The organism is Leuconostoc pseudomesenteroides KCTC 3652 (assembly GCF_014634745.1).
GTDB lineage: Bacteria > Bacillota > Bacilli > Lactobacillales > Lactobacillaceae > Leuconostoc > Leuconostoc pseudomesenteroides.
Genome location: NZ_BMBP01000010.1, coordinates 19129 through 44338, shown reverse-complemented (window position 1 = coordinate 44338; position 25210 = coordinate 19129). Strand labels below are relative to the sequence as shown.

30 protein-coding genes and 1 other RNA gene are annotated in these 25210 nt (G+C 37.8%); 10 read left to right on the top strand and 21 right to left on the bottom strand.

Features of this window, described 5'->3' with window-relative positions; genetic code table 11:
• Positions 1-170: 170 nt before the first annotated feature.
• On the bottom strand, positions 171-911 hold the full coding sequence (locus IEU65_RS09030) for an NEAT domain-containing protein (protein WP_010279598.1): 741 nt from the start codon (positions 909-911) through the stop codon (positions 171-173).
• Entirely contained in the window at positions 911-2122 is a 1212-nt protein-coding gene (locus tag IEU65_RS09025; protein WP_010279596.1) for an NEAT domain-containing protein, read from the bottom strand. Before IEU65_RS09025 ends, IEU65_RS09030 begins: the two co-directional genes overlap by 1 nt.
• A gap of 357 nt (positions 2123-2479) precedes the next feature.
• Between IEU65_RS09025 and IEU65_RS09020 the strand changes: the two genes are divergently transcribed.
• Positions 2480-3586, top strand: coding sequence for an SLC13 family permease (locus tag IEU65_RS09020; protein ID WP_010279592.1), 1107 nt, complete (start codon positions 2480-2482; stop codon positions 3584-3586).
• A gap of 42 nt (positions 3587-3628) precedes the next feature.
• On the opposite strand, the gene IEU65_RS09015 is transcribed toward IEU65_RS09020, so the two are convergent.
• The 3 genes from IEU65_RS09015 to IEU65_RS09005 all read right to left on the bottom strand — a co-directional run bounded on the left by IEU65_RS09015 (position 3629) and on the right by IEU65_RS09005 (position 6328).
• Positions 3629-3961 carry a DsrE family protein gene (locus tag IEU65_RS09015; RefSeq protein ID WP_010279589.1) on the bottom strand — a complete coding sequence of 111 codons (333 nt, stop codon included), beginning with the start codon at positions 3959-3961 and terminating at the stop codon, positions 3629-3631.
• Between the two features lie 75 nt (positions 3962-4036).
• Positions 4037-5005, bottom strand: coding sequence for a cation:proton antiporter (locus IEU65_RS09010; RefSeq protein ID WP_010279585.1), 969 nt, complete (start codon positions 5003-5005; stop codon positions 4037-4039).
• Between the two features lie 141 nt (positions 5006-5146).
• Positions 5147-6328, bottom strand: coding sequence for an MDR family MFS transporter (locus IEU65_RS09005; protein ID WP_010279582.1), 1182 nt, complete (start codon positions 6326-6328; stop codon positions 5147-5149).
• 250 nt (positions 6329-6578) lie between these two features.
• On the opposite strand from IEU65_RS09005, the gene IEU65_RS09000 reads away from it, so the two are divergent.
• The gene (locus IEU65_RS09000) at positions 6579-6986 is read left to right on the top strand and encodes a nuclear transport factor 2 family protein (protein ID WP_228934768.1); all 408 of its coding nucleotides are present in this window, start codon (positions 6579-6581) and stop codon (positions 6984-6986) included.
• A gap of 98 nt (positions 6987-7084) precedes the next feature.
• Positions 7085-7426, top strand: a complete 342-nt coding sequence (locus IEU65_RS08995) for a hypothetical protein (protein ID WP_010279576.1) — start codon at positions 7085-7087, stop codon at positions 7424-7426.
• An 84-nt stretch (positions 7427-7510) separates the two neighbouring features.
• Here IEU65_RS08995 and IEU65_RS08990 read toward each other — a convergent pair whose 3' ends face one another.
• The 3 genes from IEU65_RS08990 to IEU65_RS08980 all read right to left on the bottom strand — a co-directional run bounded on the left by IEU65_RS08990 (position 7511) and on the right by IEU65_RS08980 (position 9286).
• Positions 7511-7996 carry a MepB family protein gene (locus IEU65_RS08990; RefSeq protein ID WP_010279570.1) on the bottom strand — a complete coding sequence of 162 codons (486 nt, stop codon included), beginning with the start codon at positions 7994-7996 and terminating at the stop codon, positions 7511-7513.
• A gap of 343 nt (positions 7997-8339) precedes the next feature.
• The gene (locus IEU65_RS08985) at positions 8340-8852 is read right to left on the bottom strand and encodes a hypothetical protein (protein WP_010279566.1); all 513 of its coding nucleotides are present in this window, start codon (positions 8850-8852) and stop codon (positions 8340-8342) included.
• Entirely contained in the window at positions 8849-9286 is a 438-nt protein-coding gene (locus tag IEU65_RS08980) for a LytTR family DNA-binding domain-containing protein (protein WP_010279562.1), read from the bottom strand. Before IEU65_RS08980 ends, IEU65_RS08985 begins: the two co-directional genes overlap by 4 nt.
• Positions 9287-9702: 416 nt before the next feature.
• Between IEU65_RS08980 and IEU65_RS08975 the strand changes: the two genes are divergently transcribed.
• The 7 genes from IEU65_RS08975 to IEU65_RS08945 all read left to right on the top strand — a co-directional run bounded on the left by IEU65_RS08975 (position 9703) and on the right by IEU65_RS08945 (position 14850).
• Positions 9703-10614, top strand: a complete 912-nt coding sequence (locus IEU65_RS08975) for an alpha/beta hydrolase fold domain-containing protein (protein WP_010279555.1) — start codon at positions 9703-9705, stop codon at positions 10612-10614.
• A gap of 262 nt (positions 10615-10876) precedes the next feature.
• Complete coding sequence (locus tag IEU65_RS08970; RefSeq protein ID WP_010279551.1) at positions 10877-11386, top strand: ClbS/DfsB family four-helix bundle protein; 510 nt, start codon at positions 10877-10879, stop codon at positions 11384-11386.
• Positions 11387-11835: 449 nt separating this feature from the next.
• Positions 11836-12111: a hypothetical protein gene (locus IEU65_RS08965; protein ID WP_010279544.1), complete on the top strand. Its 276-nt coding sequence runs from the start codon at positions 11836-11838 to the stop codon at positions 12109-12111.
• A gap of 16 nt (positions 12112-12127) precedes the next feature.
• Positions 12128-12664 carry a GNAT family N-acetyltransferase gene (locus IEU65_RS08960; RefSeq protein WP_010279541.1) on the top strand — a complete coding sequence of 179 codons (537 nt, stop codon included), beginning with the start codon at positions 12128-12130 and terminating at the stop codon, positions 12662-12664.
• 383 nt (positions 12665-13047) lie between these two features.
• Positions 13048-13206 carry a hypothetical protein gene (locus IEU65_RS08955; RefSeq protein ID WP_010279538.1) on the top strand — a complete coding sequence of 53 codons (159 nt, stop codon included), beginning with the start codon at positions 13048-13050 and terminating at the stop codon, positions 13204-13206.
• 368 nt (positions 13207-13574) lie between these two features.
• On the top strand, positions 13575-14114 hold the full coding sequence (locus IEU65_RS08950; RefSeq protein ID WP_010279531.1) for a GNAT family N-acetyltransferase: 540 nt from the start codon (positions 13575-13577) through the stop codon (positions 14112-14114).
• 172 nt (positions 14115-14286) lie between these two features.
• Positions 14287-14850 (top strand): DUF4352 domain-containing protein, encoded by a 564-nt coding sequence (locus tag IEU65_RS08945; RefSeq protein WP_010279528.1) that lies wholly within the window; start codon positions 14287-14289, stop codon positions 14848-14850.
• A gap of 117 nt (positions 14851-14967) precedes the next feature.
• On the opposite strand, the gene IEU65_RS08940 is transcribed toward IEU65_RS08945, so the two are convergent.
• The 13 genes from IEU65_RS08940 to IEU65_RS08880 form a co-directional block, all read right to left on the bottom strand.
• Entirely contained in the window at positions 14968-15213 is a 246-nt protein-coding gene (locus IEU65_RS08940) for a hypothetical protein (protein WP_010279524.1), read from the bottom strand.
• 179 nt (positions 15214-15392) lie between these two features.
• Positions 15393-15751: a transfer-messenger RNA gene (gene ssrA, locus IEU65_RS08935) on the bottom strand.
• A gap of 71 nt (positions 15752-15822) precedes the next feature.
• Entirely contained in the window at positions 15823-16629 is an 807-nt protein-coding gene (gene accA, locus IEU65_RS08930) for a carboxyltransferase subunit alpha (protein ID WP_010279518.1), read from the bottom strand.
• A 1-nt stretch (position 16630) separates the two neighbouring features.
• Entirely contained in the window at positions 16631-17470 is an 840-nt protein-coding gene (gene accD, locus IEU65_RS08925; RefSeq protein WP_010279514.1) for an acetyl-CoA carboxylase, carboxyltransferase subunit beta, read from the bottom strand.
• Positions 17471-17523: 53 nt separating this feature from the next.
• On the bottom strand, positions 17524-18900 hold the full coding sequence (locus IEU65_RS08920; protein WP_010279511.1) for an acetyl-CoA carboxylase biotin carboxylase subunit: 1377 nt from the start codon (positions 18898-18900) through the stop codon (positions 17524-17526).
• A 1-nt stretch (position 18901) separates the two neighbouring features.
• Complete coding sequence (gene fabZ / locus IEU65_RS08915) at positions 18902-19333, bottom strand: 3-hydroxyacyl-ACP dehydratase FabZ (RefSeq protein ID WP_004913636.1); 432 nt, start codon at positions 19331-19333, stop codon at positions 18902-18904.
• Positions 19334-19388: 55 nt separating this feature from the next.
• A complete protein-coding gene (gene accB, locus IEU65_RS08910; RefSeq protein ID WP_010279504.1) occupies positions 19389-19844 on the bottom strand; it encodes an acetyl-CoA carboxylase biotin carboxyl carrier protein in 456 nt (151 codons plus the stop codon).
• Positions 19845-19846: 2 nt separating this feature from the next.
• Positions 19847-21109, bottom strand: coding sequence for a beta-ketoacyl-ACP synthase II (gene fabF / locus IEU65_RS08905; protein WP_031941029.1), 1263 nt, complete (start codon positions 21107-21109; stop codon positions 19847-19849).
• 68 nt (positions 21110-21177) lie between these two features.
• Positions 21178-21909, bottom strand: a complete 732-nt coding sequence (gene fabG / locus IEU65_RS08900; protein WP_010279498.1) for a 3-oxoacyl-ACP reductase FabG — start codon at positions 21907-21909, stop codon at positions 21178-21180.
• A gap of 1 nt (position 21910) precedes the next feature.
• Positions 21911-22849, bottom strand: coding sequence for an ACP S-malonyltransferase (locus tag IEU65_RS08895; RefSeq protein ID WP_010279496.1), 939 nt, complete (start codon positions 22847-22849; stop codon positions 21911-21913).
• A 57-nt stretch (positions 22850-22906) separates the two neighbouring features.
• Entirely contained in the window at positions 22907-23872 is a 966-nt protein-coding gene (locus tag IEU65_RS08890; protein WP_010279492.1) for a nitronate monooxygenase, read from the bottom strand.
• A 46-nt stretch (positions 23873-23918) separates the two neighbouring features.
• Positions 23919-24158, bottom strand: a complete 240-nt coding sequence (locus IEU65_RS08885) for an acyl carrier protein (protein ID WP_004913621.1) — start codon at positions 24156-24158, stop codon at positions 23919-23921.
• 72 nt (positions 24159-24230) lie between these two features.
• Positions 24231-25202: a beta-ketoacyl-ACP synthase III gene (locus IEU65_RS08880; protein WP_010279478.1), complete on the bottom strand. Its 972-nt coding sequence runs from the start codon at positions 25200-25202 to the stop codon at positions 24231-24233.
• Positions 25203-25210 lie beyond the last annotated feature (8 nt).

Sequence of the window (25210 nt, the reverse complement as noted above, 5' to 3'; positions counted from 1 at the left end):
AATTTATTTTAATGTGATGAGTTAATCCTTAGCAACCTTGGGCATTAACGTGGTTGATTTACACCATACATCAACTCTCTAAACACGCGCTTGCTTATTCCTCTAAGATATTTTTAATATTACCTTAAAATAATGCTATCGTCAAGTCACATTAATAGTGGCGCTACAAATTATTTGCGAGATCGTCTCTCAAAGAAAATGACGGTTGCAATACCTACAACAATCACCAACAGCCATGGCCACAAAATAATTTTTTTCGTTTTTGTTGGTGATGCTTTTTTAGTAGTTTTCTTACTAACAGACACATGAGGCACTACTTTGACTGGTAGTTTTTTTGATGATGAAGACGCTTGCGAGGAGGTACTCGAAGCAGATTGTGACGATGATGTTGATGAGCTGCCCGTTGATTCAGATGTCGCATTAGTTGAACTCGCTGATGACGACGACGCAGGCTCTTTATTCTCGCCAATTTTAGGAAGACTGTTCGTATCAAAAACCACACCATAACCATAATAATGGTTGTAGCGAATTGCTTGAATGTTGACGGTCATGTGACCACCCAAGCGCGTATCCAAATTGGTCGCTGTGAACTGGTACTGATAATAATCGGTATTGCCTTGCGTTGTCCTTGAAATTGCCGGCGTTTGACCATTAAAATCAGTCACAGATACAGGGAAAAGGCCCAAATCATGTGTCGTTTTGATCGTCATAATGACCACATAATGATCCCCATCAATCGCTACCGTTGCAGGCTTTTGAAAGTATTGATCAGCCACCGATGTTTCTGTTGTGCCATCCTTGACGACCCTGAAAGGCACTGAATAAGTGTCTGCAGATACTGTTTGGGTAACAATCATGAATCCTAATAGCAAACTAACGCAAGTTAACATAAACCATTGAAATCGTCGCATTAACGCAAAACCTTCTTAAACCAAATACCCAGAGCCAAGACACCTGAAACTAACGCTGCCAAAAGTGGTGCAGTTGTCGTCACGTTAGTAGCTGTGTTAGGCAATTTTGATGTACTTGATAATTGTGCTGTCAAGGGCACGTCGTGACCTAGCGTTTGTGCTGGAACATCACCTTTACTTTCATCAGTCTTCGTAACCGACTCATTGTTTTCAGCTTGTAGCACAAGATCAACCGGCTGCGTTTCACTAAATGGCACCCCCCCAATTGTTGTGGCAACACTAATCACAGTGTGTAGTGTCTTACCCAAATCCGATGCTGGTAAGACTACAACAAAACTTTGTCCACTCTTAGTGGCAGCAACACCATCGATAACCCAACTTTTTACCATATCAATTGTTGCCATATCCTTGAATTGCAACGTGACCGTTGCTTGACCATCTTTAGTGACAACTGTGGCAGTTGGTGATACCATTGATGTCATCATTGAATCATTAGTTGTGCCAGTTTTATAGAGTTTAACTGCATACTGCTTGGTGACAGATTGATCACGCTTTTTAGAATCCACTTCTTGTTCTGCTTTTGCTTTGGCAGCAGCTTCTGCTAAAGCCTTAGCAGAAGCTGCCTGTTTAGCTTTTTCCGCCGCTGCTGCCTTGACCGCGTCAGCTTTTGCTTTGGCATCCGCCTCAGCCTTAGCTTTTTCTTCGGCAGCAACTTCTTCTGGGTCACGTGCCACAAACTTCAAATCAGTCACATTAATGTCAACCGGTTGGGTTTCAGTAAATGGCACTGGGCCAATCATTGTTTCCACGTGTATGGTTGAATCGAGTGTTTTATTTAAATCTGAAACAGGTAAGACCACATTAAAATTGTTGTCCTTTTTAACCGCAGAAACACCATCAATGATCCAACTTTTTACCATATCACTAGTACTTAAGTCCTTAAATTGCAACGTAATGATGGCTTGTCCATTTTTAATCACAACATTTGCGGTTGGCAACACCATTGACGACATCATCGAATCATTGGTTGTGCCCGTTTTGTACAATTTAGCAGTTGCCGTATAACTGCCATTCTGCAAGTTGGAAGCTGCTGTAGTCGCAACAGTCGCTGAACCAGTTGTGCTTGCAGCGTTCACAACATCACTGTGCAATAACATTGCCCCTGAAACCGCTAAAGTGCCCGCCAGCACCAATACTTTATTTTTCTCCATGATATCCTCCGATAAAAATATGATACTTATCACATGATAAGTATTTTAGTGCGTAAAAAAAGCGCAGCATTTGCCACGCAAGTTTAAATTACAGACATTATTATATTCTAATTTTTAATAAACATCAAACAATTAGCTTAATAGTAACTGGTTACAAAAACATAGTTTCAATTATTGTCTTATTTTTAAGATATCACCAATTTTGTTATTTTTTTCACTATATCAAATTATACCCTTAATTAAATAGATTATATTTTACCAATAGTTCATATTTTTCCATGCTACTAGTTTTAATAGCCACCTAAAATGCTATACTAATTGTAATATTATCCATCAACTTCAAAGGAAGTCAATTTGATGCCTGTCATTTTAAAAAGAATTATTACTGATAAAACATTTTTAATCACCTTAATCCTTGCAATCTTCTCAATGGTGTTTGGTGTTGTCAAACTATCAGACATTGATGCTAATACCATTACCTCACTAGCAGCATTAATCCTACTCATTACAATTTATCAAGCGCTCAATATACTCAAATTCGTAGCAAATTACATTGTTGCAAAATGTAGCACGATCCGTTCTGTCATTTTAGTGCTTTTACTTTGCTCTTTTTTTGGGTCAATGTTTTTTACAAACGACGTTGCAATTTTGACCCTTGTGCCAATTGTTTTTAATATTGCTCAAAAAATCAATTTACCAAAAATATTAACAATCAGTTTATTAACCATATATGCCAATCTTGGCAGCGCATTAACACCTTTTGGGAACCCACAAAACATTTATTTGGTGTCTCATTACCATCTCGGAATTGGTCAATTTATGATGATGTCGTTACCTTTTGGTTTGGTGGCGTTATTATCCATGTTTGTTGTTTTATTAGTCATAAAAAATCAACCCATTGATGATGTTACTTTACCATCTGTTGAAATTAACCAACATAAAACTTGGCTATTGTTAGGCGCCACGTTAATCGTTCTTTTAGGGATTTTGTCAGTCATACCTGTTTATATGGCACTAATCGTTAGTGTTTTAGCGGCTGTCTGTTTGCAAAAGTCAGTTTTCAAACATGCTGATTACGGGATTATTTTAACTTTCGTTAATTTTTTCATTATTGTCGGCGCAATCAGTCGTATCAAATATGTGCAGACTTTATTATATCAACATACCACATCAAGCTTAGAAACGTTTTTCTCCGGTATGATAACTAGCCAATTCATCAGTAATGTGCCCGCTGCTATTCTAATCTCAAAATTCACCCAACATAGTTATGGCTTATATTTAGGTGTCACTGTCGGTGGATTAGGTACGCTCATTGCCTCACTGGCTAACCTTCTAGCTCTGCGCCAATATGCTGCTTTGTCACATCATCACAGTACGTTTGGATTCTTCAAAACTTTCTCGTTTTTAAACATTGGATTGCTATTGTTTTTCATGATTGTGGGCTATATTTTGTTATCAGTTTAAGCAGTAAAAATCGTTGCTTCAATTAGTCGTAATGCACTGTCATTATGGTTTAATGTAGCCGTAGCCCTCATTTTGCTTGATTGCCAATTCCACCACACCAGAAGGAACAATCACGATATTATCTTGTAATTCGGTAGATGAAATATTTCTTTGATCAAGTGAATTTTTGCATACCGAAATAACAACAGAAGAACTAATCAACTTGTTCAACTGCAAGTCAGATTGTTTAACAACTTGCTGAACTGCGCCACCATTAACCAAAAGTTCAATCGTACCCACAATGTCATTATTTTCGTACCATTCAACTAAATGCTTCAAATTTGAAAGGACCGTTTGCCACTTTTCTGATTCATCAATATGTACAATAACATTCATAGTCTTTTCCCTCACTTGTATAGGCTTAAATATGTCCTTATTATAGTACAAAAACTAACCACCAAAGCAGTGATCTTATGGTTTCTTAATATTTTTAAACAATGGTTTCATGATGAGAGGGGCCACAATTGTCGTAATCATGACTGTCACAATCATTTCACTTGAGAGATTTTGACTGACAATACCAGAGCTAATGCCAATCTGTATAATGACTAATGCCATTTCTCCTCGTGATACCATTCCTGCACCAATGGCAGTGGCCACAGAAGACGATAACCCTGATAGTTTTGCACCCAAAAAAGAGCCAATCAATTTGGTCAAAATAGCTAAAATGCTAAAAATAATTATCGCTACAATCTTGTCAGATGTGCTGGGCAAAGTTAGCGTAAGGCCAATTGACCCGAAGAAAATAGGATAGAAAAACCATTTTCCTGCCATTGAAGTGCCTTTTCCCAAATAGTCAGCTAGTGTATATTTTTTAATAAATAGCCCTGCGGTAAAAGCCACTAGTGGCACCAAGCCGCCCAATCCCAGTTGACCACCCAAGACAACAGAGAATACTGTCATTGCAATTAAAGCAATCACATCATCAAGAATCGCTGCTGACAAAATAATAGCGCCTAGGGACGTGGCTAATTTTCTTTGCTCAGCTAAAACAGCTAATGTGATTGAAATTGATGTTGCTGCAAAAACAACACCAGCAAACAAAGCAACCCGTAAATCATACCCTAACAAAACAAATGCCAGCGGCATCACTAGCACAGGTACCACAACACCAAATACGGCAATAGCAGAAGATGCTTTAATATGTTGCTTCATGACTTTCAAATCTGATGATAGGCCAGAATGAAACATTAGCATTGCAATGCCTATTTCTGCCAAGAGGTGGATGAGTGCCGTTGACTGCACCCAATTTAACAGACTGGTTCCCAAAATAACACCAGCCAATAGCTGCCCAACAACTTCCGAAAATCCTAATTTAACAGCTAATTTTCCTAATAAAATAGTAATAATAATCAGTACAATAATCAATAAAAATGACACGTGTTTCTCCTTTTTGCAATCAAAAAAACTTCAAAAATGGTTAGTTCCCCGACTAACCAATCTTGAAGTTTTCACCCAACCGATTGCGATTTATTTTCTCCATCATAACACGATCAATCCATATTTAGCAACCAACCTTGACTAGTACATTGTGATCTTTTTCCTGTTTAGCAGCCATGATATCACCACTAAGATAACGACAATTGCTAACGCCAAAGTTGCTATTTCAAATAGGAAAGTATACGATTGCTTTTCTATAATAATACCACCAATTAATGGGCCAATTGCACGACCCGCCGACGACCATGAGTTAACTAACCCTTGGTATCGTCCTTTAGTGCCTAATGGTGCCAAGTTATTAACTAAGGCCGGAATCGTTGGAATAGCAGTTGCTTCACCGATAGTTAACAAAATCATCGCGACAACAAAATAACCGTAATCATGAGCAAAAACAAGCGTCACAAATGATATTGTCACAAAAATCAACCCAAATATAATTTGTACAATATAGTTTTCGTAGTAGCGTGACAACCAAATAATAATCACCTGCATGACCATAATCAAGAAAGCATTTAGTGTCCACAATAACGAATATTGACTAAGCGGAATGCCTAAATCTGTCATGTATACTGAAAGATTGGAATCCCATTGCTGATACATTGTCCAGATGATCATCAGTGAAATAAAAAGCGTAAATAAAACAATCAAATTTGGCTTTGGCACGACAGCTTTGCCTTTATTTTTTTCGTCAGAATTTAATGTTTTCGTAGCGTTTGCACCAGACGAAGAATATTTTGTCCAAGCAATCAATAAAAAGATCAAATAGAGGAAAATAGCAATCATAAAGAGATAAGTTATACCAGCATCATAAACAAAACCGACCAAAGATGTTCCTATCACAACGCCCATGTTCTGAACAAAATAAAGTATTGTAAAGACACGCCGACTATCTTTGCTATCAACATTAGTTCCCATTGCATAAACCAATGTCGAGTTCCAGCCAGCACTTAATCCGTTCAAAAACAACAAAATACCAAAGGCCGGCCACCCATGAAAAAAAGCTAACAAAATAAAGCTCAATAGCGCGCCAAGAATACCATAACGTATAAGTTGTGCCGGATTAAAACGGTCAAACAATGCACCACCAACATAACTCCCAATCACACTGGCCAATGAATTGAAAAACAAAACAATCCCAATCATCGTTAATGATATCCCCAAATCGTTATGCAAATACACACTGGTTAATGGCCAAATAAAGCTCATACCGACACTACTCAAAAAAGCACCTGCTGCCAACCAAATTAACCCAATTTTTTTCATATCACCCTCCTACTTTTGACAACGATAAATAATAAAAAATGCCAATAAAAAACGGCTTAGACGCCGATTTTTGCGAAATACTTTGTGACTATCGTTTAATTTATGCATGATTGGCTCATTGTTGCTCTGCCAATCACCTTATCTCTCATTATTTCATATTGTTTGTCATAGCTGTGACCACTTTACTAATTTTTAAATACTCATTACGTTTGGTATGATATAAGAAGATATCAGATTAGAGAAATTGGCGGTGGAACAACTAAAATATTTGTTTTTGAAAGGATTTATTGTGACAGAAAAAATAATTGCCAAATATTTTGAGATGTGGGTTAAACGCGATTTTACACAACTACAACGCATTTTTTCGAGTAACATCACTTATCACGAATGCACTGGTGCTATGTATATTGGCATGATTGAATTAAAAGCATGGATCAAGGCATCATTACAAAAACAAACTGTTTTAATGTGGCAAATAAAAAACATTCAGCAAATAGATAACCAAACATTTTTCGTCGAGTGGTTTTTCAAAGCTCGAGAAACCCAGAACTACTGCTTTGATGGCGTATCAAAAATTCAATTTGATAATCATAAAATCATTGCCATTGATGAATACGCAGCAAAACACAATATCTATCGACCATATCAAAAAAATTAAGCCAATATTAAAAAAATAACCAGCACTCAATGTCAATTATTAATTATGCCAAAAATTACGTGCAATGAACCACGTTAAAAGCATTCGGGAGAGAAATTATGGATGAAAATGGTATCAATGTACCAGCAGAAGTTAAAGGTTGGAATTGGGGCGCCTTTATGTACAACATTTTTTGGGGTATTGGTAATAAAACATACTTACCACTGCTCTGCCTGATTCCAGTTTTCAACTTTGTGTGGATTTTTGTCTGCGGTTTTAAAGGCAATGAATGGGCATGGCAAAAAGGCGATTATAAGGATGTCGAGACATTCAAAGCTGTACAGGTAACTTGGAACCGTGCTGGAATCGTTCAATTTATCATTGCCATCGCAATCATGGTATTGTACTTTATGTTCTTCGCAGCTATTATTTCTTCGGTAGTAAATAGCAATAATTACTGAAAATCATGCACTCGTCGAGTGCGTACATACTTAACAAGACAAATAACACCCCTTTCAACATACGGCAATATCATCTGACCAGACTTAAAATAGCTTTGCAATCTTATTTTTATCTAACACTGATTGGCTGCAATCGATAAAGTACGGCATTTGCCAATCCTGTGTCTTTTTAGCAGTTTGATTTAAGTTAGATTCCCAACTAGGGTAAACTCTAAAAGCCATTTTACCAACGACATCATCGTGGCTTAAAATACTTTTTCTAACTAATATACTTTTGGAAAACACAAACTGACCGCTTTGCTCACCATCTGTAATATTGACAAGCAATCGCTCTGGACTATTTTCGACCGTAAATGGTTGATTTTTATTTTGACAATTTTTTTCCCAACATACAAAAAAGTAACCTTGCTTAGTAGGTGTTTTTTTTGCAAGCCGAGCACGAACAAGATGGTCACCAAGTTGTAGTGTCATCCCTTCGTACTCACTATTTTGCACTTCCAGTGTTACACCTGATACTGACATACCTAAAACATTCGTTTCGACGCGATTTATTATTTTAAGAGACTTCATAATACATTCTCTTCCCGTTGTGCATTAACTACTAATAAATTGATTTTTCTTTCCGTTACGTGTACTTTCATAACCCTCTCCTAATTCGTTATTTATTACCACCTGATTGTCTTTTATAAATAATAAAATAATTCAATAATGATGTAGTGATAACGATACTCGCTAAAATATTAAACCATAAAGCATTTATAATTCAAGACAATAGCATACTACTCAATAAACTAATGTTCATCACATATTCTGCTGTTTTTAGTGTCATGATTGCCCCCTCTGTTCAAAAACTATTCTTATTGTGATAATACATGATTAATGGTCGTTAATCAAAGAAAGAACCTTTAGAGAGTTAAACCTTTAAATTTTTAATTTTAACTAGCTTATTCAACCGTCTGACTTGCCTAAGATAGCTCAACCATAGCACGACGTAAACAACAAAATAAATAACAACGCATTCAATGACTGGAAACATAACAAAATGAAGTAGAAAACTGTTTGGTCCAAGCTCATTAAAATAAATACTCCACACTAGATTAACTGGCTGTCCTAATGGGTACAGTGACAGTATTGCTAAAATTGAAAAGACCGCAACATTCATGAAGTAACTACCGAAAACGTGATAGATTTTACGGTTTTCAAAATTCTGGAATAGTTCGTATGCAGAGAAAACAGCACTGCCAAATGCACAGTATATAAGGATACCTATCGTTGCATTGTAGATTGGGTTTTCAAGCTGCACCGAAAACGGTTGTAACAAGTTAAAGCTGCCTCGACCAAATAATAAATAAATCAGGGTACTTAGTGTCGTGCCAATACCGACACTAACCATTGTTACGATAAAATATTTTTTAATTTTGTTCATATCCCAAAATACTCCTTTATGTTTTGTAAATACCCTCTACTCGAATAAGTAACCTCGCCTGATCTTAAATAGATTTTCAACTTGCCACCAAATGTCAGTTCAAATGAAACTATCTTATCAGCATTAACTATTTCTGAATGAGAAATTCTCAAAAAATTATTTGGTAATTTCACAGTTAATTCTTTAAGTGTTTCAGATAACCAAAAAGCCTGTTTATCTTCCCGTATTGCACAAACTTTTTTATCAACTGAAAAGATTTTTAATATTTGTGTATTCATTAATTGATATTTTTGATTATCTTTTAGACCTATTAACTTAAAAGATATGTTCTGTATCTGATCAATAATTTTTGAGTACTCGGGTGTCATTTTCTTAACAGTCAGCATAATATTGTCTTCATCGATACTTTTATCAATCTTAATCTGTATGTCCATAGATGTCCTATACCATTTTCTTCCTTTTGCATGTTCTAATTATATGCTGACTCACGTTGCTATGTAAGCTTATTTTGATAACTAGGTGTATTTTTGTGATGAAATGCGCGCATTTCGAGACAATTTACAAAAAAATATTAAAAAAATTCTTGGTCATTGTACCGCTAGCACTTAAAGTGCCAGTTATCCCAGAATCTGCAATTAACCTCGTGAAACAGATTTCTCTATCAATTGACCAAATTGAGCATATTAGCCTAGAAAATAATTAATCCATAATGACTTTTCCCCAATGAATATCTCATAATACCTTTTATTGTATTTGCATGTCTGATATTATTAAGTCAATAAATCATGAACACGAAACGCAAAAACAGTATCATGAAGAACAAACAATTTTAAGGAGAAGGACACACATTATGATTTCTATCGTATCTCTGAATAATAAAAGAAGTTGGCGCGCCACGTTATTGGAAAAAATAATTCGCCCTATTCCCTTAGTCAAAGACGAAAGAAAGGAGCAAAATTTTGAAAAAGCACTGATTGATAGTGAAACACCTTATCAAATGCCCAAAGCAGCGCAAAAAAAATTCAACATTCACAAAGTTGCGCAAATAGATGAAACAACTTTTGAAATACAGCCACAAAATAACAAAATTTCTAAAACGATATATTACCTTCATGGTGGTGCCTACTGGTGGCAACCTTCTAATTTACACTTCAAAATGCTACAAAAATTAGCTGATGAGAATCAAGCAAGAGTCATCATGCCAGTTTATCCCAAGTCGCCACGCTACACTGCTGACGATGTGTTGCCATATATCTTAGATAACTACAAAAAAACGATTAACAAGTACCATATTATGTCATCCGCGCTCACTTTGATGGGCGATTCTGCCGGTGGTGGTCTTTGCTTGTCACTATTACAGTTATTAGAACATGAAACAATAGCGCAACCCCATCGTGTTATTTTATTTTCTCCTTGGCTAGATATCAGCAACTCAAATCCTGACATGAAATCAATTCAGCACACGGATCCTCTACTAAATATAGAAGCACTAGCTTACCAAGGGGAAATATATAGTGGCAGCTTTAAGACTGACTCGCCTCTTGTTAGCCCAATCAACACTAATTTCAGCAAATTCCCACCCATTGATATTTTTTCCGGTACGCATGATATTCTCTATGCCGATGTGAAAAAATTATCACGTCGCGATAATGATAATGTCAATTTCTATATTTTTCCAAAAATGAATCATGTATTTGTTACTTTTCCCATCCCAGAAGCTGAAAAGGCGCTGAATATTGTCAAGCAGTCAATCACACATTGATCAGTATTTGTCTGTGGGTAACTTTGCTTTCAGCCTTTTCGTTGAAAGCAAAACCACATGCTAAGCGTTTAATTTTTAATACTTAAGAGCCAAGCACTGTCGTTGCGTTGTTAATCATTTTAAAATAACGAGAATAATGAGACTATCAACCTAGCAACAGGACAAAATTAAAAAATTTCCACTATTTAACATTAGTGGCAATACCTACAACCAACGCAATAAACTATTGCCTAGAAAAATTAAAACATAGGAGCGTATTAAAATGCAATCATATGTTAGTAAAGATGAGCTAATTATGGCCATTAAGACTAACTATCAAAAATACATCAATGAATTTAGCGACATACCAAATGATTTGAAAGATAAACGCATTGAAGAAGTCGATCGCACACCAGCTGAAAATCTTTCATATCAACTTGGCTGGCTCACCTCGTTATTAAGTTGGGAACAAGATGAGAAAGCAGGTAAAAAAGTTGATGTCCCAGCAAAAGGCTACAAATGGAACAATCTAGGTGGATTATATACCTCGTTTTATGAAACTTACAGTAACTACTCGTTAACAGAATTGATTGAATTATTAAACTCACGTGTGGCAGAACTCTGCCACTTAGTTGAATCACTGCCGGACGATGTCCTATTTGAACCGAATAAACGTCAGTGGGCAACGACACCCGCACAATGGCCAGTATGGAAATGGGTTCACATCAATTCTGTCGCACCGTTTAAAACATTTAGAACCAAAATTCGCAAATGGAAAAAGTGCTCCCTATGAATTAGACACATCTTTCCTCAGTGACATGAAACGAAAAATAACGAGTTATTTTAACAGGAAAGCCAACTTTGTGTCTCGCTTCCCTGCATACATTGATTACCGGAGCGCAGATAATAAAATGACAAAAGCAACTCTTTTTAGAACAATTGCCACACTAGGATTTTTAGGCACATTTCTATATAAACTCTCAACAAATACTTCCTCAATATATTTGTCTGCAACTCAAGTTATACTCCTTGTTATATTGTGGATTGCCCTGGCAGTTGATAGATACAAGAACACGCACTCAAAATCATATTTAAAATGGGACTTATTTTTGGTTGGCGTGTCAGCATTACTATTAATCGCAATAATCGCGCTTTTTAGGTAATTAGTTCGGTACTTAACATCAAATAGTACGTGAAGAACCACATTAAAAGCATTCAATAAAACAGTTAGGAAAATAAACAATGTCAAAAGATAGTCAAGAAACTAATACACAAACAGTAGCTTATGGTTGGCAACTAATTACACCTGAAAACACAATCGTTACCGATAATGAACAAGGTAACGTAGTTATTGCAAACACTTCTGAACAATATACTGGTGCACCACCCATTATGTTAAAAGTTAGTGAAAATGTAGCTACCGTTGATTCAAATAGCTTTTTTGAACAAAGTGTCTCAATTACTCTAGATAAAAAGATTATTGTTAAACGCCGTCCTGATATTGAGTTAGATGACTAATCGATTGGGAGAAAGAATGCACATTAAAACACTGAATACCCAGGATTATCTAGCCTACAAAACAATTAGGCTCGAAGCTTTAATAACAGATCCCTTGTCCTTCGGTTCGACCCTTGAGGAAGAAACGAAAAGACCAAATGAATATTTTAAAAACAAAGTGACAATGACACCACAACATTTTGTCATGGGACTATATGATTCCGATAAATTAGTTAGTATTGCAGTGTTCACACGCGATAACTCTTTGAAAGAATCACACAAGGGAGAAATTACCTCTGTGTACTGCATGAATCACTACCGTAAGCAAGGACTAACAACCCAGTTACTAATTGAAGTATTAAAAAAGGCCTTTAGCCTGCCTGACCTGAATATTATTAAATTAACTGTTTTAAGCCAAAATACATCAGCCCAAAAATTGTACACCAAATTAGGTTTTCAAACATACGGTTGTGAACCCAAATCACTGTATGATGGCCAGCAATACTATGATGAAGATTTGATGTTTATAGATTCGTCTTCATTTCAATTGACTCAAACATCTAATAGCAAATGAACTGTATACATACTGACAACAAAAAGCACTCATAGAGTGCATAATAGCAGAGATTCAATTAGAAGCATTTCCATCATGAAAACAAACACATTTTGCTCCATATTAACAATTATTTTAGTCATTATATCTGGGTACTTCTTATTGCTTCATCCTGACTACGTTTTTGGGATTAAATTTGGATTCTATGGCATAAACAAAACATACTACGTATCTTGTTTAGCAACTTCATTAGTTGTAACCATTTTTAGCTTAGTCGGCTGGTTTACTAACAGATATAGAAAAATTGGGTAACTATTTTGCTTATAAGACAATTTATTATTTTGTAAAAGCGCTCATAAAACTTACGTGCAGAACCACGTTAAAAGCATTATTGGGGATGAAATATGAAAACACAAATTATAACTGGTTTTTGGACTGCTAAAAGTTTCGTTGAAAGATTAAACGGTACTTTAGCTGAATTGGAAACAGACGGTCACAAAATTATTGAAGTCCAGTATACTGATTCCTTTTTTAGCTACTCTGCTCTAATACTATACAAGTAAAAAAGCACTCACAGAGTGCGTACATAAAGATATAGGGGGATATTACATGAAAACAAAATTGAAAAGAACCGTTAAAAACGCTGGTTTGATGTTAAGTCACATGAAATTTAGTGAGTCTGGCTTGGCGGCTTGCTATGCTGATGAATGCTTCTATGTTCACATATAATTTAGGCTTATCAGAAACTAACGATGGGGCTATAAAATGTGCCGAATTTCTGTTTGAGCATGAAGCAAACAAAGAAATATTAGCACTCATACGAGAGTCTAAAAATCTATAACGTCATTGTCCGACACAACGGCAATCATAGGCAAGTGCGAAAACAGTTTTTATAGATGTTAATTTTTATTCAAAACAGGAGAATTAAAACATGTTTATTGGAAAAAATGTAAAACTATCACATTATCATGAAACAGATGGTGAAAACTTAGCAAACTGGCAATGGGATGAAAACTTCCTGTCCACATTAACTAGTGATATGATTCATCCTTACACAGCTAATGACTGGGAAAAAATATTTTTAGAAAACACTGACAGTTCTGAAAATGTGGCGTTCACAATCAGAAAAACAAATGATGATAATTTGGTTGGTTATGTGACGCTAACCGACATTAGCGTTCGTAATCACTCCTGCGAATTGGGGATTGGTTTTCCTAAAGCTCAAGACCGTTCCAAAGGCTATGGTACAGAAGCAATGAAACTGATTCTTGATTATGGTTTTAATAACCTTAATATGCATAAAATCAAGTTATCCGTCTATCCATTCAATACTGGTGCCGTAAAAGCATACACAAAGGTCGGTTTTGTCAAGGAAGGTACCACAAAAGATGAAATTTTTTATGATGGCAAATGGGTTGACATTGATTACTATGCCATCTTTCAAGATGACTGGTTTGCAAAGCAACGTTAATCACGCTCACAACAGAAAAAACATTATTAACTTGAAATATTCATCAACTAGTTATGTAATTTGTCACGATAATAAGTATTTTCAACGTTTCAATCACCTTCATCACAAATTGGTAACCTATCAAGAAATTAAGATAACTCAATGCGTTTTAGCGTAAAATCAAGGAGCAACTATGAAAGGACGACATAAACAAAAATACAACAAGAAACATCAAATTTTCACGATTGGCATATTTTTAATCATCACCTTTATATACGTTATTTATCACTTTAACACTAATGACTCAGTCAAAAAAGTAGTTAAAACACAATCTAAATCATTTTTAACATCACAGTCGACTGTCAAAGTTGGCGAAACGGCAGTATATAAAAATATTCACTTTAGAGTCAATAATTTTGACTTTAAAGATAGTAATGCTATTAGAGGTGATTCAATTACTAATAAATTAGGCATTGATAACCAACTTGTTGTGGTCAATATCACGATTACAAATCTTAGCAAACAAAAATTTGATTATGATGCTTATTTCTTTCAATTAGATGATAACGGTAAACTTACTGATACAACAGAAGCCTATCCAAACGTAGATCATGACATAGATAGTGGAACGTTAGGCGTAGGCGATTCAATTACGGGAAATTTAGTCGCCAAAGGCAATACAAATCACCATCTAAAAATAATTTATCAGCAAGATATTAATCCCACCAAGGGCAAAATCACTTTCAAATTGAACTAAGCAACATATATCAAAATGCACCTCCGACTCAAAAAGATGGTAAAGCATCCGAAAATACAACATAATTTTTTCGCTTACCAAAAAGTCAAGTACTAAATGCGCTCAGTACTTGACTTTTTATTGGTTTTTCTTTTGTGTCATTAACATTAAGCATAGTACTACCAAAGTGGTGCCCAGAGAAACAAAACCTGTAGTATCCATTGTTTGTCCGACCATAATCCATGATACAAATACAGATATATATAGCAAATAATCCCACCAAACCAGCTCAATTTCACTATACTTGTAGCTTCTGTACACCAAATAACAGCCAACTAGTACAATTAAAACAATAATAACCCAATAAATCACCTGCCACATCATCTTTCTCTCCTCTAAATCACTCAATAATAACAATCATTAATTTTTTCTTTGACAAAGCCATACAAACGCCTATCAACTTATTGATTTTTGGTCATTTTATCGACACTGCCATCAGTATTTCAAAAGAAAAGGCGCTACATCAAGGTTTTTGAAACCTTGTGCAACACCAAAAAATACACTAGTGGATCTGAGGGGAGTCGAACCCCTGTCCAAACCGTCCGATACATTGGCGCCTACGCTTATAGTGCTATCATTTGAATTTCATCAATTTGTACGCCATAACACACGGCTAATCAAATTAACTAATCTGATAAATTTAACATTGCCATTCCAGATGTAAACAACAATGCGATCTGACCTTTTATGGCCTAATCTCAGACGTCAGAAACCAAGATTAAGCTACGTATTGCTGGTTTTTAAGCAGCGATTGCGTAAGAGTTTTCGTTTTTTGCAGTTAAAATGTCTGCCCGTTTAACGCCCGGACGGCGAAACGCAGCCAATGCTCTAAACAGCCTGTCGAATTCCAAAAAACAGACCCAAAACATAATAAACAATTTATTATAAACTGTCATTATATTAATTGTAACACAGGTTAAATGTCAATCATGCTTAAAAAGCTCTAAAACGCGCACGTCGCTGCTTGACCAGTTCACTTGGTGTTAATTGGTTCAGCGCTTTAATTTCATCATCCAGTCTTTTTCTGATTAAATTAAAGACACGGGGATGATTGTGTGATTCCGGCACAATATACTCAATAATGTCTTTTTCAAACAAATCCTTTGCTGTTAGCCCCATAACGGCGGCAGCTTCATCACTGCGCTTACTATCTTTCCAAAGAATTGATGCAAATCCTTCTGGCGACAAAATAGAATACGTGGCATTTTGAAACATCCATACTTGGTTAGCAGTGGCAAGCGCTAGTGCACCTCCCGAACCACCTTCACCATAGACAATGGCTATCATTGGCACCGTCAGCTTCATTGATTCAAGTATAGACTTGGCAATCGCTTCGCCTTGTCCCTGTGCTTCAGCCTCTTTGCCCGGAAAGGCACCCGGTGTATTGATAAACGTGATAATTGGTCGATGGAACCGTTCCGCTTGCTGCATTAAACGTTGCGCCTTGCGATAGCCCCAAGGCTCTGGCGAACCATTGCGTTTACTCAACTTATCATGGATATCAGTTCCCTTGTCAATGACAATAATCGTCACTGGCTGACCATTTAAAGCCGCAATCCCCCCAATAACCGACATATCATCCCCGCTCAATCGATCACCATGTAATTCAACAAAATCAGTGAATATACCATCAATAATTTCACGTGCCATGAAGCGATCTTCTCGAGATTTTTTTACAACTTGGGCTGGCGTCAATTCACGCTTGAAAATTTTCAAACTATTCAAAATATCTGCTGACATATTATTCCTCTAGACTTGTATGCAACTTAACGATTTTAGCAATCATTGGTGCCAACGACTCACGTGGCACAATTTGATCCACAAAACCATTTTCTAATAATGTTTCAACACGCTGGAAATCTTTAGGTAATTTTTCATGAATTGTAGATTCAATCACGCGAGCGCCTGCAAAACCTACCAATGCATGAGGCTCAGCTAAAGTAATGTCACCTTGCATGGCAAAACTAGCCGTCACACCACCAGTTGTTGGATCTGTCAAAACCACCAGATACAATAAACCGGCCTCTTGGTGTTGCGCAACAGCAGCAGAGACTTTGGCCATCTGCATCAACGACTGAATTCCCTCTTGCATTCTTGCCCCACCTGAAGCCGTGAATAGTACCACTGGCAAACGATGAGATGTTGCATATTCAAAGAGACGCGTAATCTTTTCACCAGTCATCGAACCCAGTGAACCCATCATGAAATATGAATCCATGACACCTAATGCTACTTTTTGTTGTTGAATTGTTGCCAGACCAGTCAGCACAGATTCACCTAGCTCTGTTTGTGATTGTGCTCGCGCTAACTTCTCAGCGTAACCCGGAAATTCTGGATTAGTCATTTGAATATCGGCATCCATTTCTTCAAAACTATCAGTTAACAAACTGACACGTTCGCGCGCTTGCAAACGAAAACCATAGCCGCAATTTGCACATACTCGAAATTCCCCAAGTTGTTTATTATACATCTGGGCACCGCAATAAGGGCAAGCAAGGAAAAGGCCATCTGGAATACGATCATTCACAGACGCATCACGTTTGATTTTTTCCTTCGAACTTTTATTTTCATATAAATCCATTTTTCTCTCCATTATAACAATACCGCACACGTTAGACGCATACGGTAGTCATTTTATTGATTATCTGGCAATGTTTGTGTCCATCTCGGTAAAAATTCAGTTTCCAAATAACGTGTGTCAAATTCGCCACGTTGAACCTGTGGATCAGCTAACAGAGCTTTTTGAAAATTACGGCTCGTTGCTACACCACGTACAACAGTTTCATCAACCACACGTTGAATCTTTCTCATGGCTGTTTCACGATCATCGGCCTTAACAATTAATTTGCCAATCATAGAATCGTAAAATGGTTGAATTTTATCGCCATTAAATAAGGCTGAATCAATACGAACACCCGGTCCACCAGTTGGCAAAAAAACAAAATCAATCGTTCCAGCACTAGGTGCAAAGTGTTTTTCTGGCTGCTCAGCCGTCAAACGTACTTCGATAGAGTGGCCTTTAACGCTCACGTCATCTTGAACCACCGGTAAATCTAAGCCTGCAGCAACTTGAATTTGTAACTTAATTAAATCTAATCCCGTTACCATTTCAGAAACTGGATGTTCTACTTGAATACGTGTGTTCATTTCCATAAAGTAGAAATGACCATCGCGATCTTGCAAAAATTCAATGGTTCCAGTATTTTCATACGCCAATGCTTTTGCGGCTTTAGTAACAATTTCGCCAAGATGCGCACGCATTTCAGGCGTTACACCTGTAGCTGGTGATTCTTCAATCACCTTTTGATTATTGCGTTGCAATGAGCAATTTCGTTCTGGCAAATAAACAACATGACCATTCTCATCACGGAACACTTGCATTTCAATGTGGCGAACACGTGACATAACTTTTTCAATATACATGTGATCATCGCCAAACGAAGCACGCGCTTCGTTTTGAGCATCATCAAATTTATCTGATAACTCATCCTCACCGTAAACAAAACGCATGCCTTTACCGCCACCACCAGCGGCAGCTTTCAGCAACAAAGGATAGCCAATTTTATCAGCAACCGTTTTTGCTTCATGAAAATCACGGATAAATCCCTCTGAACCCGGAATTACTGGTACGCCGGCACGCCGCATTTCTTCACGTGCGTTAGCTTTGTTACCCATTAACTCAATTGTTTCTGGCCTAGGACCAATCCATTTAATACCAACTTCGCCAACCATTTCAGCAAACAATGTATTTTCAGCTAAAAAGCCATATCCTGGATGAATTGCCTCTGCCCCCGACAGCAGGGCTGCACTTAAAATATTTTTCATATTTAAGTACGAATCTTTAGGTTTCGGTCCCCCCACAGCAATCGCTTCGTCAGCGATTTGCACGTGTAAACTATCTTTATCGGCTGTCGAGTAAATAGCGACTGAAGCAATCCCCATTTCTTTGAGCGTTCGAATGATGCGAACCGCAATTTCACCACGATTAGCAACAAGCACTTTTTTAAACATGTTACTCTCCAATAATAAATGTTAGTTCAGCAGTAGTTGCTTTTTTGTCCCCAATCCAAGCAATCCCTTTACCTGTACCAATTGGACCACGCAAACGATCAAGTGTTACCTCTAAGCGCAATTGGTCCCCAGGACGCACCATTTGACGGTAACGAGCCTTTTTAATCCCACCAAAATAGGCTGTTTTCCCCTTGAATTCAGGCATTGACAACAATGCCACTGCACCGGTTTGTGCTAATGCTTCAACCGTCAGTGCGCCAGGAAATGTTGGGTTACCGGGAAAATGTCCTTGAAAAATTTCTTCATTCACACTAATATTTTTAATAGCCACTGCTTTTTCACCAGGGACTAATTCCTCAACTGTATCCAACATTAACATTGGATAACGATGCGGTAAAATTTCTTGAATTTGTTGTGTATTTAGAACTGTCATGACTGGCTCCTTATCATTTAATGGTCAAAAACATTTATAGTATATCTAATGCCAGTTAGTCCGGCTTCACAATGTATAGTGGTTTATTATAATCAACCACTTCTTCATTTTCTACCAAAATTTCACTGATTGTTCCTGACACTTCGCTGTGAATTTCGGTCATTAGCTTCATTGCCTCAATAACAGCCACTGTTTCGCCAACTGTTACCTTGTCACCAACTTGTTTAAACATTGGTGCTTCTGGCTTAGGCTGCAAATAAACCGTACCTACCATTGGCGCGACAATTTCAACACCTGCTGTTTCTGGTTGTGCCAATGCATGTGGCGCATCAACTGGAGCTGCTGGCGCTTGAGGTGCGTTTTGTGTTGTTGCAACTGGATTGATGATTGATGCAGCTTCATTTTTTGACAAATGCAAATTAAAATCACCATCAGTCACTTCAAATTCACGTAATGAACTGTTTTCTAAATCAGCAATTAGTTGTCGGATTTCTTCAATATCTAAACTCATTTTTAAGCCTCTTCGTGCCATTTTTTAAATACAATGACAGCATTGTGTCCGCCAAAACCATAGTTGGCACTCAGTACATATTCAGGTGCTTGATGTTTCGTATTAACATCAACTAAATTAACCACTTTTGTATCATCATCTTGTTCATCAACACCAACGTTAACAGGTAATTCACCACGTGTTAATGCCCCAACAGAAACCAATGCTTCAATTGCACCGGCTGCACCTAACAAATGTCCTGTCATTCCCTTAGTTGATGATACAGGCACCGTATTTTCACCAAATACTGTCGCAATCGCATGCGCTTCGCCAGAATCGTTGGCACCTGTAGCTGTACCATGTGCATTGATGTAAGAAATTTGATTGGCATCTAAATTGGCATCATTTAGCGCATCACGCATTGCTCGTGCAGCACCTTCACCATCAGGAGAAGGTGACGTCATGTGATAAGCGTCAGAAGAAGCGCCATAGCCAACCAGCTCAGCCAAAATATGGGCACCACGTGCTTGTGCATGCTCTAAACTTTCAATGACCAAAATACCAGAACCTTCACCTAGAACGAAGCCATGACGGTTCTTATCAAATGGTTTAGAAGCTTGTGTCGGATCTTCTTCTTTTGACAAAGCTGTCAAAGCTGCGAAACCGGCAATACCAATTTCGTTAACAGTTGCTTCAGAACCACCAGTCAACATCACATCAGCTTTACCTGATTGAATACGCCAGAAGGCTTCACCAATTGCATTAGTTGCGGAAGCACAAGCGGTCACAATTGTTGAGTTAATACCCTTAGCACCAAAACGTAGTGATACATTTCCAGAAACCATGTTGGGAATTGATTCTGGTACAAATAATGGACTAACACGTTGTGGCCCTTTATCATGCATTTTGATAACTTGCTCTTGAATCGTTGTCAAACCACCAATACCGTTTCCCAAAATCACACCAAAACGTGTTGGATCTGCCACAGTGGTTGGTACATCGGCATCAGCGTCCGTTTTCAAACCAGCATTTTCCAAAGCTTGGTCTGCAGCATCAATGGCATATTGCGCAAATAGGTCCATCTTACGGGCATCTCTTTTACCAACACGTAATGCTGGATCAAATCCATCGACTTGACCTGCTACGGTGATGCCAGTTTCTGAAGCATCAAATTTCGTGATTGGCTTAATACCAATTTTTTCATTGAAGATACCATCCAAAAAAGATTGTGTATCGTTACCTAATGGCGTTACTGCGCCAAGTCCTGTCACTACTACTCGTGTCATAATATTTTGAGCGCTCACGGTTAACTTGCCGCACACGCCTTTCCTTTCTGTATTTACTATAACGTGGTTTATATATATAAACCGCCATCAACTGTAATTGTTTGCCCAGTAATGTAGTCGTTTTCGGCTAAAAACAATGCCGTTTGTGCGATTTCATCAACTTGTCCAAACCGCGCCAACGGGATATTTTTAAGAATCTCAGCTTGAGTAGCCTCGGGCAAGGCAGCCGTCATATCCGACACAATCATACCAGGTGCAATGGCATTAACGCGAATATGACGTCTTGCGCCTTCTTTAGCCAAAGATTTTGTCAAGCCAATAATACCAGCTTTTGAGGCTGCATAATTAGTTTGCCCCATGTTACCCATTAAGCCAACCACTGAACTCAAATTGATAATCACACCATGTTTCTGGCGAATCATCTTTTTAAATACTGGCTGCGTGACATTAAAGGTACCATTAAGATTAACATTCACAACTTGCGCAAAATCTTCAGGTGTTAGGCCCATCGCCAACTGATCTTTCGTAATACCAGCATTGTTGACTAGAATATCAATTCCTTGAAAGTTTTCCTGTTTATAAAGGGCTTTTAAGCTTGCTTCAGTTGCCGTTGCATCGGCAATATCAAACTGTAAAACTTGAACATCATGTTGAAATTCCGCCAATGTTTCCGCTTGAATTTCTGAACGTGCATGTAAAATCAAATTAGCCCCTGCAGCATCAAAAGCTTTAGCAATAGCTAACCCAATTCCCCGTGAAGATCCTGTAACCAATACTGTTTTACCGGTAAAGTCTGACATGTTACACCTCTGCTTTCATCAATAATTCACTGATTTCATTAAAACTTGCCAAATCTGTAATCGCATAACGCTTGATTGTCTTTGGTGCAATTTTTTTAGCAAATTTAACCAATGTTTCTGACGGCCCAATTTCTATAAATGTATCAACACCATCAGCTACCATCTGCTCAATATCTTGAGCAAAGTAGGTAGGTGATGTGATTTGTTTTGTCAAAATATCATGTAACTGATTAACTTCAAATGGTTTTGCTGTGGTATTAGAATACACAGAATACTGCAATGAATTGAACGCTTCATCTGCTAATCGCGTTGCTAACTGTGAAGCGGCATCTTTCAAAAGTGGTGTGTGAAAGGCGCCTGTTACAGGTAATTCAACAGTTCGTTTAATTCCTGCATCTGTCAACTTGACAACCGCTTCATCAACATCATTGGCAATCCCACCGATTACTAATTGAGAGAATGTATTAAAGTTAGCTGGATAAACATGTTTGCCATCTGCTTGCATTGCCGTCAATACATCAACAACCAATTGCTGATCATCTCCCATCACTGCAACCATTTTGCCTGGATTTTTGTCACCCACGGCTTGCATATAAGCGCCACGATCTTTGATAATAGCAACAGCTTGTTCAAAACTAAATGCACCTGCCACAGTCAGCGCTGAATACTCACCCAAACTCAATCCTAAGCTGGCTACTGGTTGTGGCAGTCGCTCACCTAATGCGTTAGCGATTGCCACACTCATTGCCAATATAGCTGGTTGCGCAAACTGTGTTTGAAAGATCTTGGTTTCGTCTTGAACAACTGCTGCTAAATCATATCCCAATATTGCACTGGCCTGATCAATTGTCTCACGATATACCGGCAAAGCTTCATACAAATCAGAACCCATGCCCACTTGTTGGGCACCTTGACCACTGAATAATAAACCAATTTTCATGTTAAACCCCATATACCATATTTATAAGAAACAACCCAATTAAATTGGGTTATCGTCCTATTTTGTTGTATTCTCAACACCCATTAAGTCGGTCGCTTGTGCCCAAATGTCTTCTAAAATTTCAGCCACTGGTTTTTCGTCGTGAATTAAACCAGAGATTTGACCAGCCATAAAGGCTCCGCCGTCCTTGTCACCTTCTTGGACAGCGCGCTTCAGCGTACCAGATTCCAATTTTTCAATTGCTTCGGCATCTGGCTTTTCTTTTTGAAGCTCATTAACCTCGTTTTTAACAAAAGACTTCGCCATTTTATTTTTCAAAACACGCGCACGATTGCCAAGTAAATTACCTGTTACGATCGTATCGATATCTTTAGCTTTTAGAATCTTAGCTTTAAAATTGGGATGGACTTCTGACTCAGCTGCTGTTAAAAAGCGTGTCCCCATTTGAGCGCCAGCAGCGCCTAACATAAATGCAGCTGCAACACCACGTCCATCACCGATACCTCCAGCCGCAATCACTGGAATATCAACTGCATCAACTACTTGAGGTACTAGAGCCATTGTTGTCAACATACCAATATGTCCACCTGATTCCATTCCTTCAGCAACTACGGCATCAACACCCTTTTTTTCCATCATTTTAGCCAAAGAAACTGATGGTACAACTGGCATAACAATAATGCCTGCTGCATGTAACTCATCCAAAAATGGTGATGGATCGCCAGCACCAGTGGCAACCACAGCAACCTTTTCTTCTATAATAACATCAAATACTTCACGGATATGGCGGCTCAAGAGCATCACATTAACACCAAATGGCTTATCAGTTAATGCTTTCGCACGCTTAATTTCGCGTCGTACATCTTCTCCATGCCAATAACCAGTACCAATAATACCAAGACCACCGGCTTCTGAAACTGCTGCGGCTAAAACACCTGTTCCAGCCCACGTCATGCCTCCCTCAACAATAGGGTATTTCATGCCTAATTTTTCGAAAATTGGGTTTGTTGTTTTTACTGTCATGCTCTCATCCTTAAACTTATAGTATGTACGCGGTTTCCCGCATCAATTAGGCAGCCAACTGTTCCTTGATCTTGTCAACCAAGTCTTGAACTGTCTTGATGTCTTCTGCCACGGCAAGTTTGATATCAAAGTCATCTTCAACACGGTTCAAAACTTCAAACAAATCTAATGAATCAGCATCAATATCATTTGTTAAGTCAGTTGTTAATGATACTTCATCATCTTCCAAATCAAATTGGTCAACCAAAATTTCCTTTGTCTTGTCAAAAATTTCTGCGTCTGTCATGTTAATTATTCTCCTGTAAAATATGTGTATAGTCGTTAGATTTTTGCGGTGCAGCCGACTACACCGAATTAATTATAATTGCCAAACTTGTGCGCCAACCGTGAGACCGCCACCAAATCCAGCTAAAGCTATTGTCTGTCCAGCATGTACTTGGCCTGACTCAACTAGATCATTTAGTAAAATACCAATACTTGCCGCACTTGTATTCCCATTTAGTACCATATTAATTGGAAATTTCGACATCGGTTGTTTGAATCGTTTTGCAATTGAAGCTACAATACGAGAATTAGCTTGATGTAATAAATAATAATCAACATCATCTGGCGATATTTTAGCCTGCTCTAATGCTGATTGAAGTGCTTCAGGTACTTCGCGGGTTGCAAAATTATATACTTCACGACCATTCTGGTGAAAATAAGGGTCTAGTTCACTGATTTGTTTTGAAAATGGATTATCATTTGCAAATCTACCCGCAACTAGATTGTCACCTTTTTCGCCAAAAGTCCTTAGTTCTTCTGCCAACAAGCCAACATTTTCCTGCGTACGCTCAACCAAAACGCCAGCTGCACCATCACCGAACAATACCGCTGTCGTTCGATCATGCCAGTCAACTAGCTTTGAAAGTACCTCAGCACCAATGACTAAGCCACGACGATAGCGTGTCGTTAACAAACTAGAGGCAACGCTCATACCATAAACAAATCCCGAGCAAGCTGCACTCAAGTCAAATGCAAATGCATTTGTTGCACCAACATTAGACTGAACAATTGCTGCTGTACTAGGTGACAAACTATCAGGTGACATCGTACTAACAATAATAAAATCAAGTGTTTCCGGTGAAATACCTGTTTTGTCTAAAAGTTTTTTTGCCACACTGGTTGCTAAATCACTTGTATTTTCAGTTGTGACAACGTGCCGTTGGTGAATACCAGTACGCGTATAAATCCATTCATCGTTAGTATCCATCAATTTGCTTAACTCATCATTTGATACCACATTTTCGGGTGAATGGCTCGCAACTGCAACCATTTTAATTTGTTCCATGTTGCCCT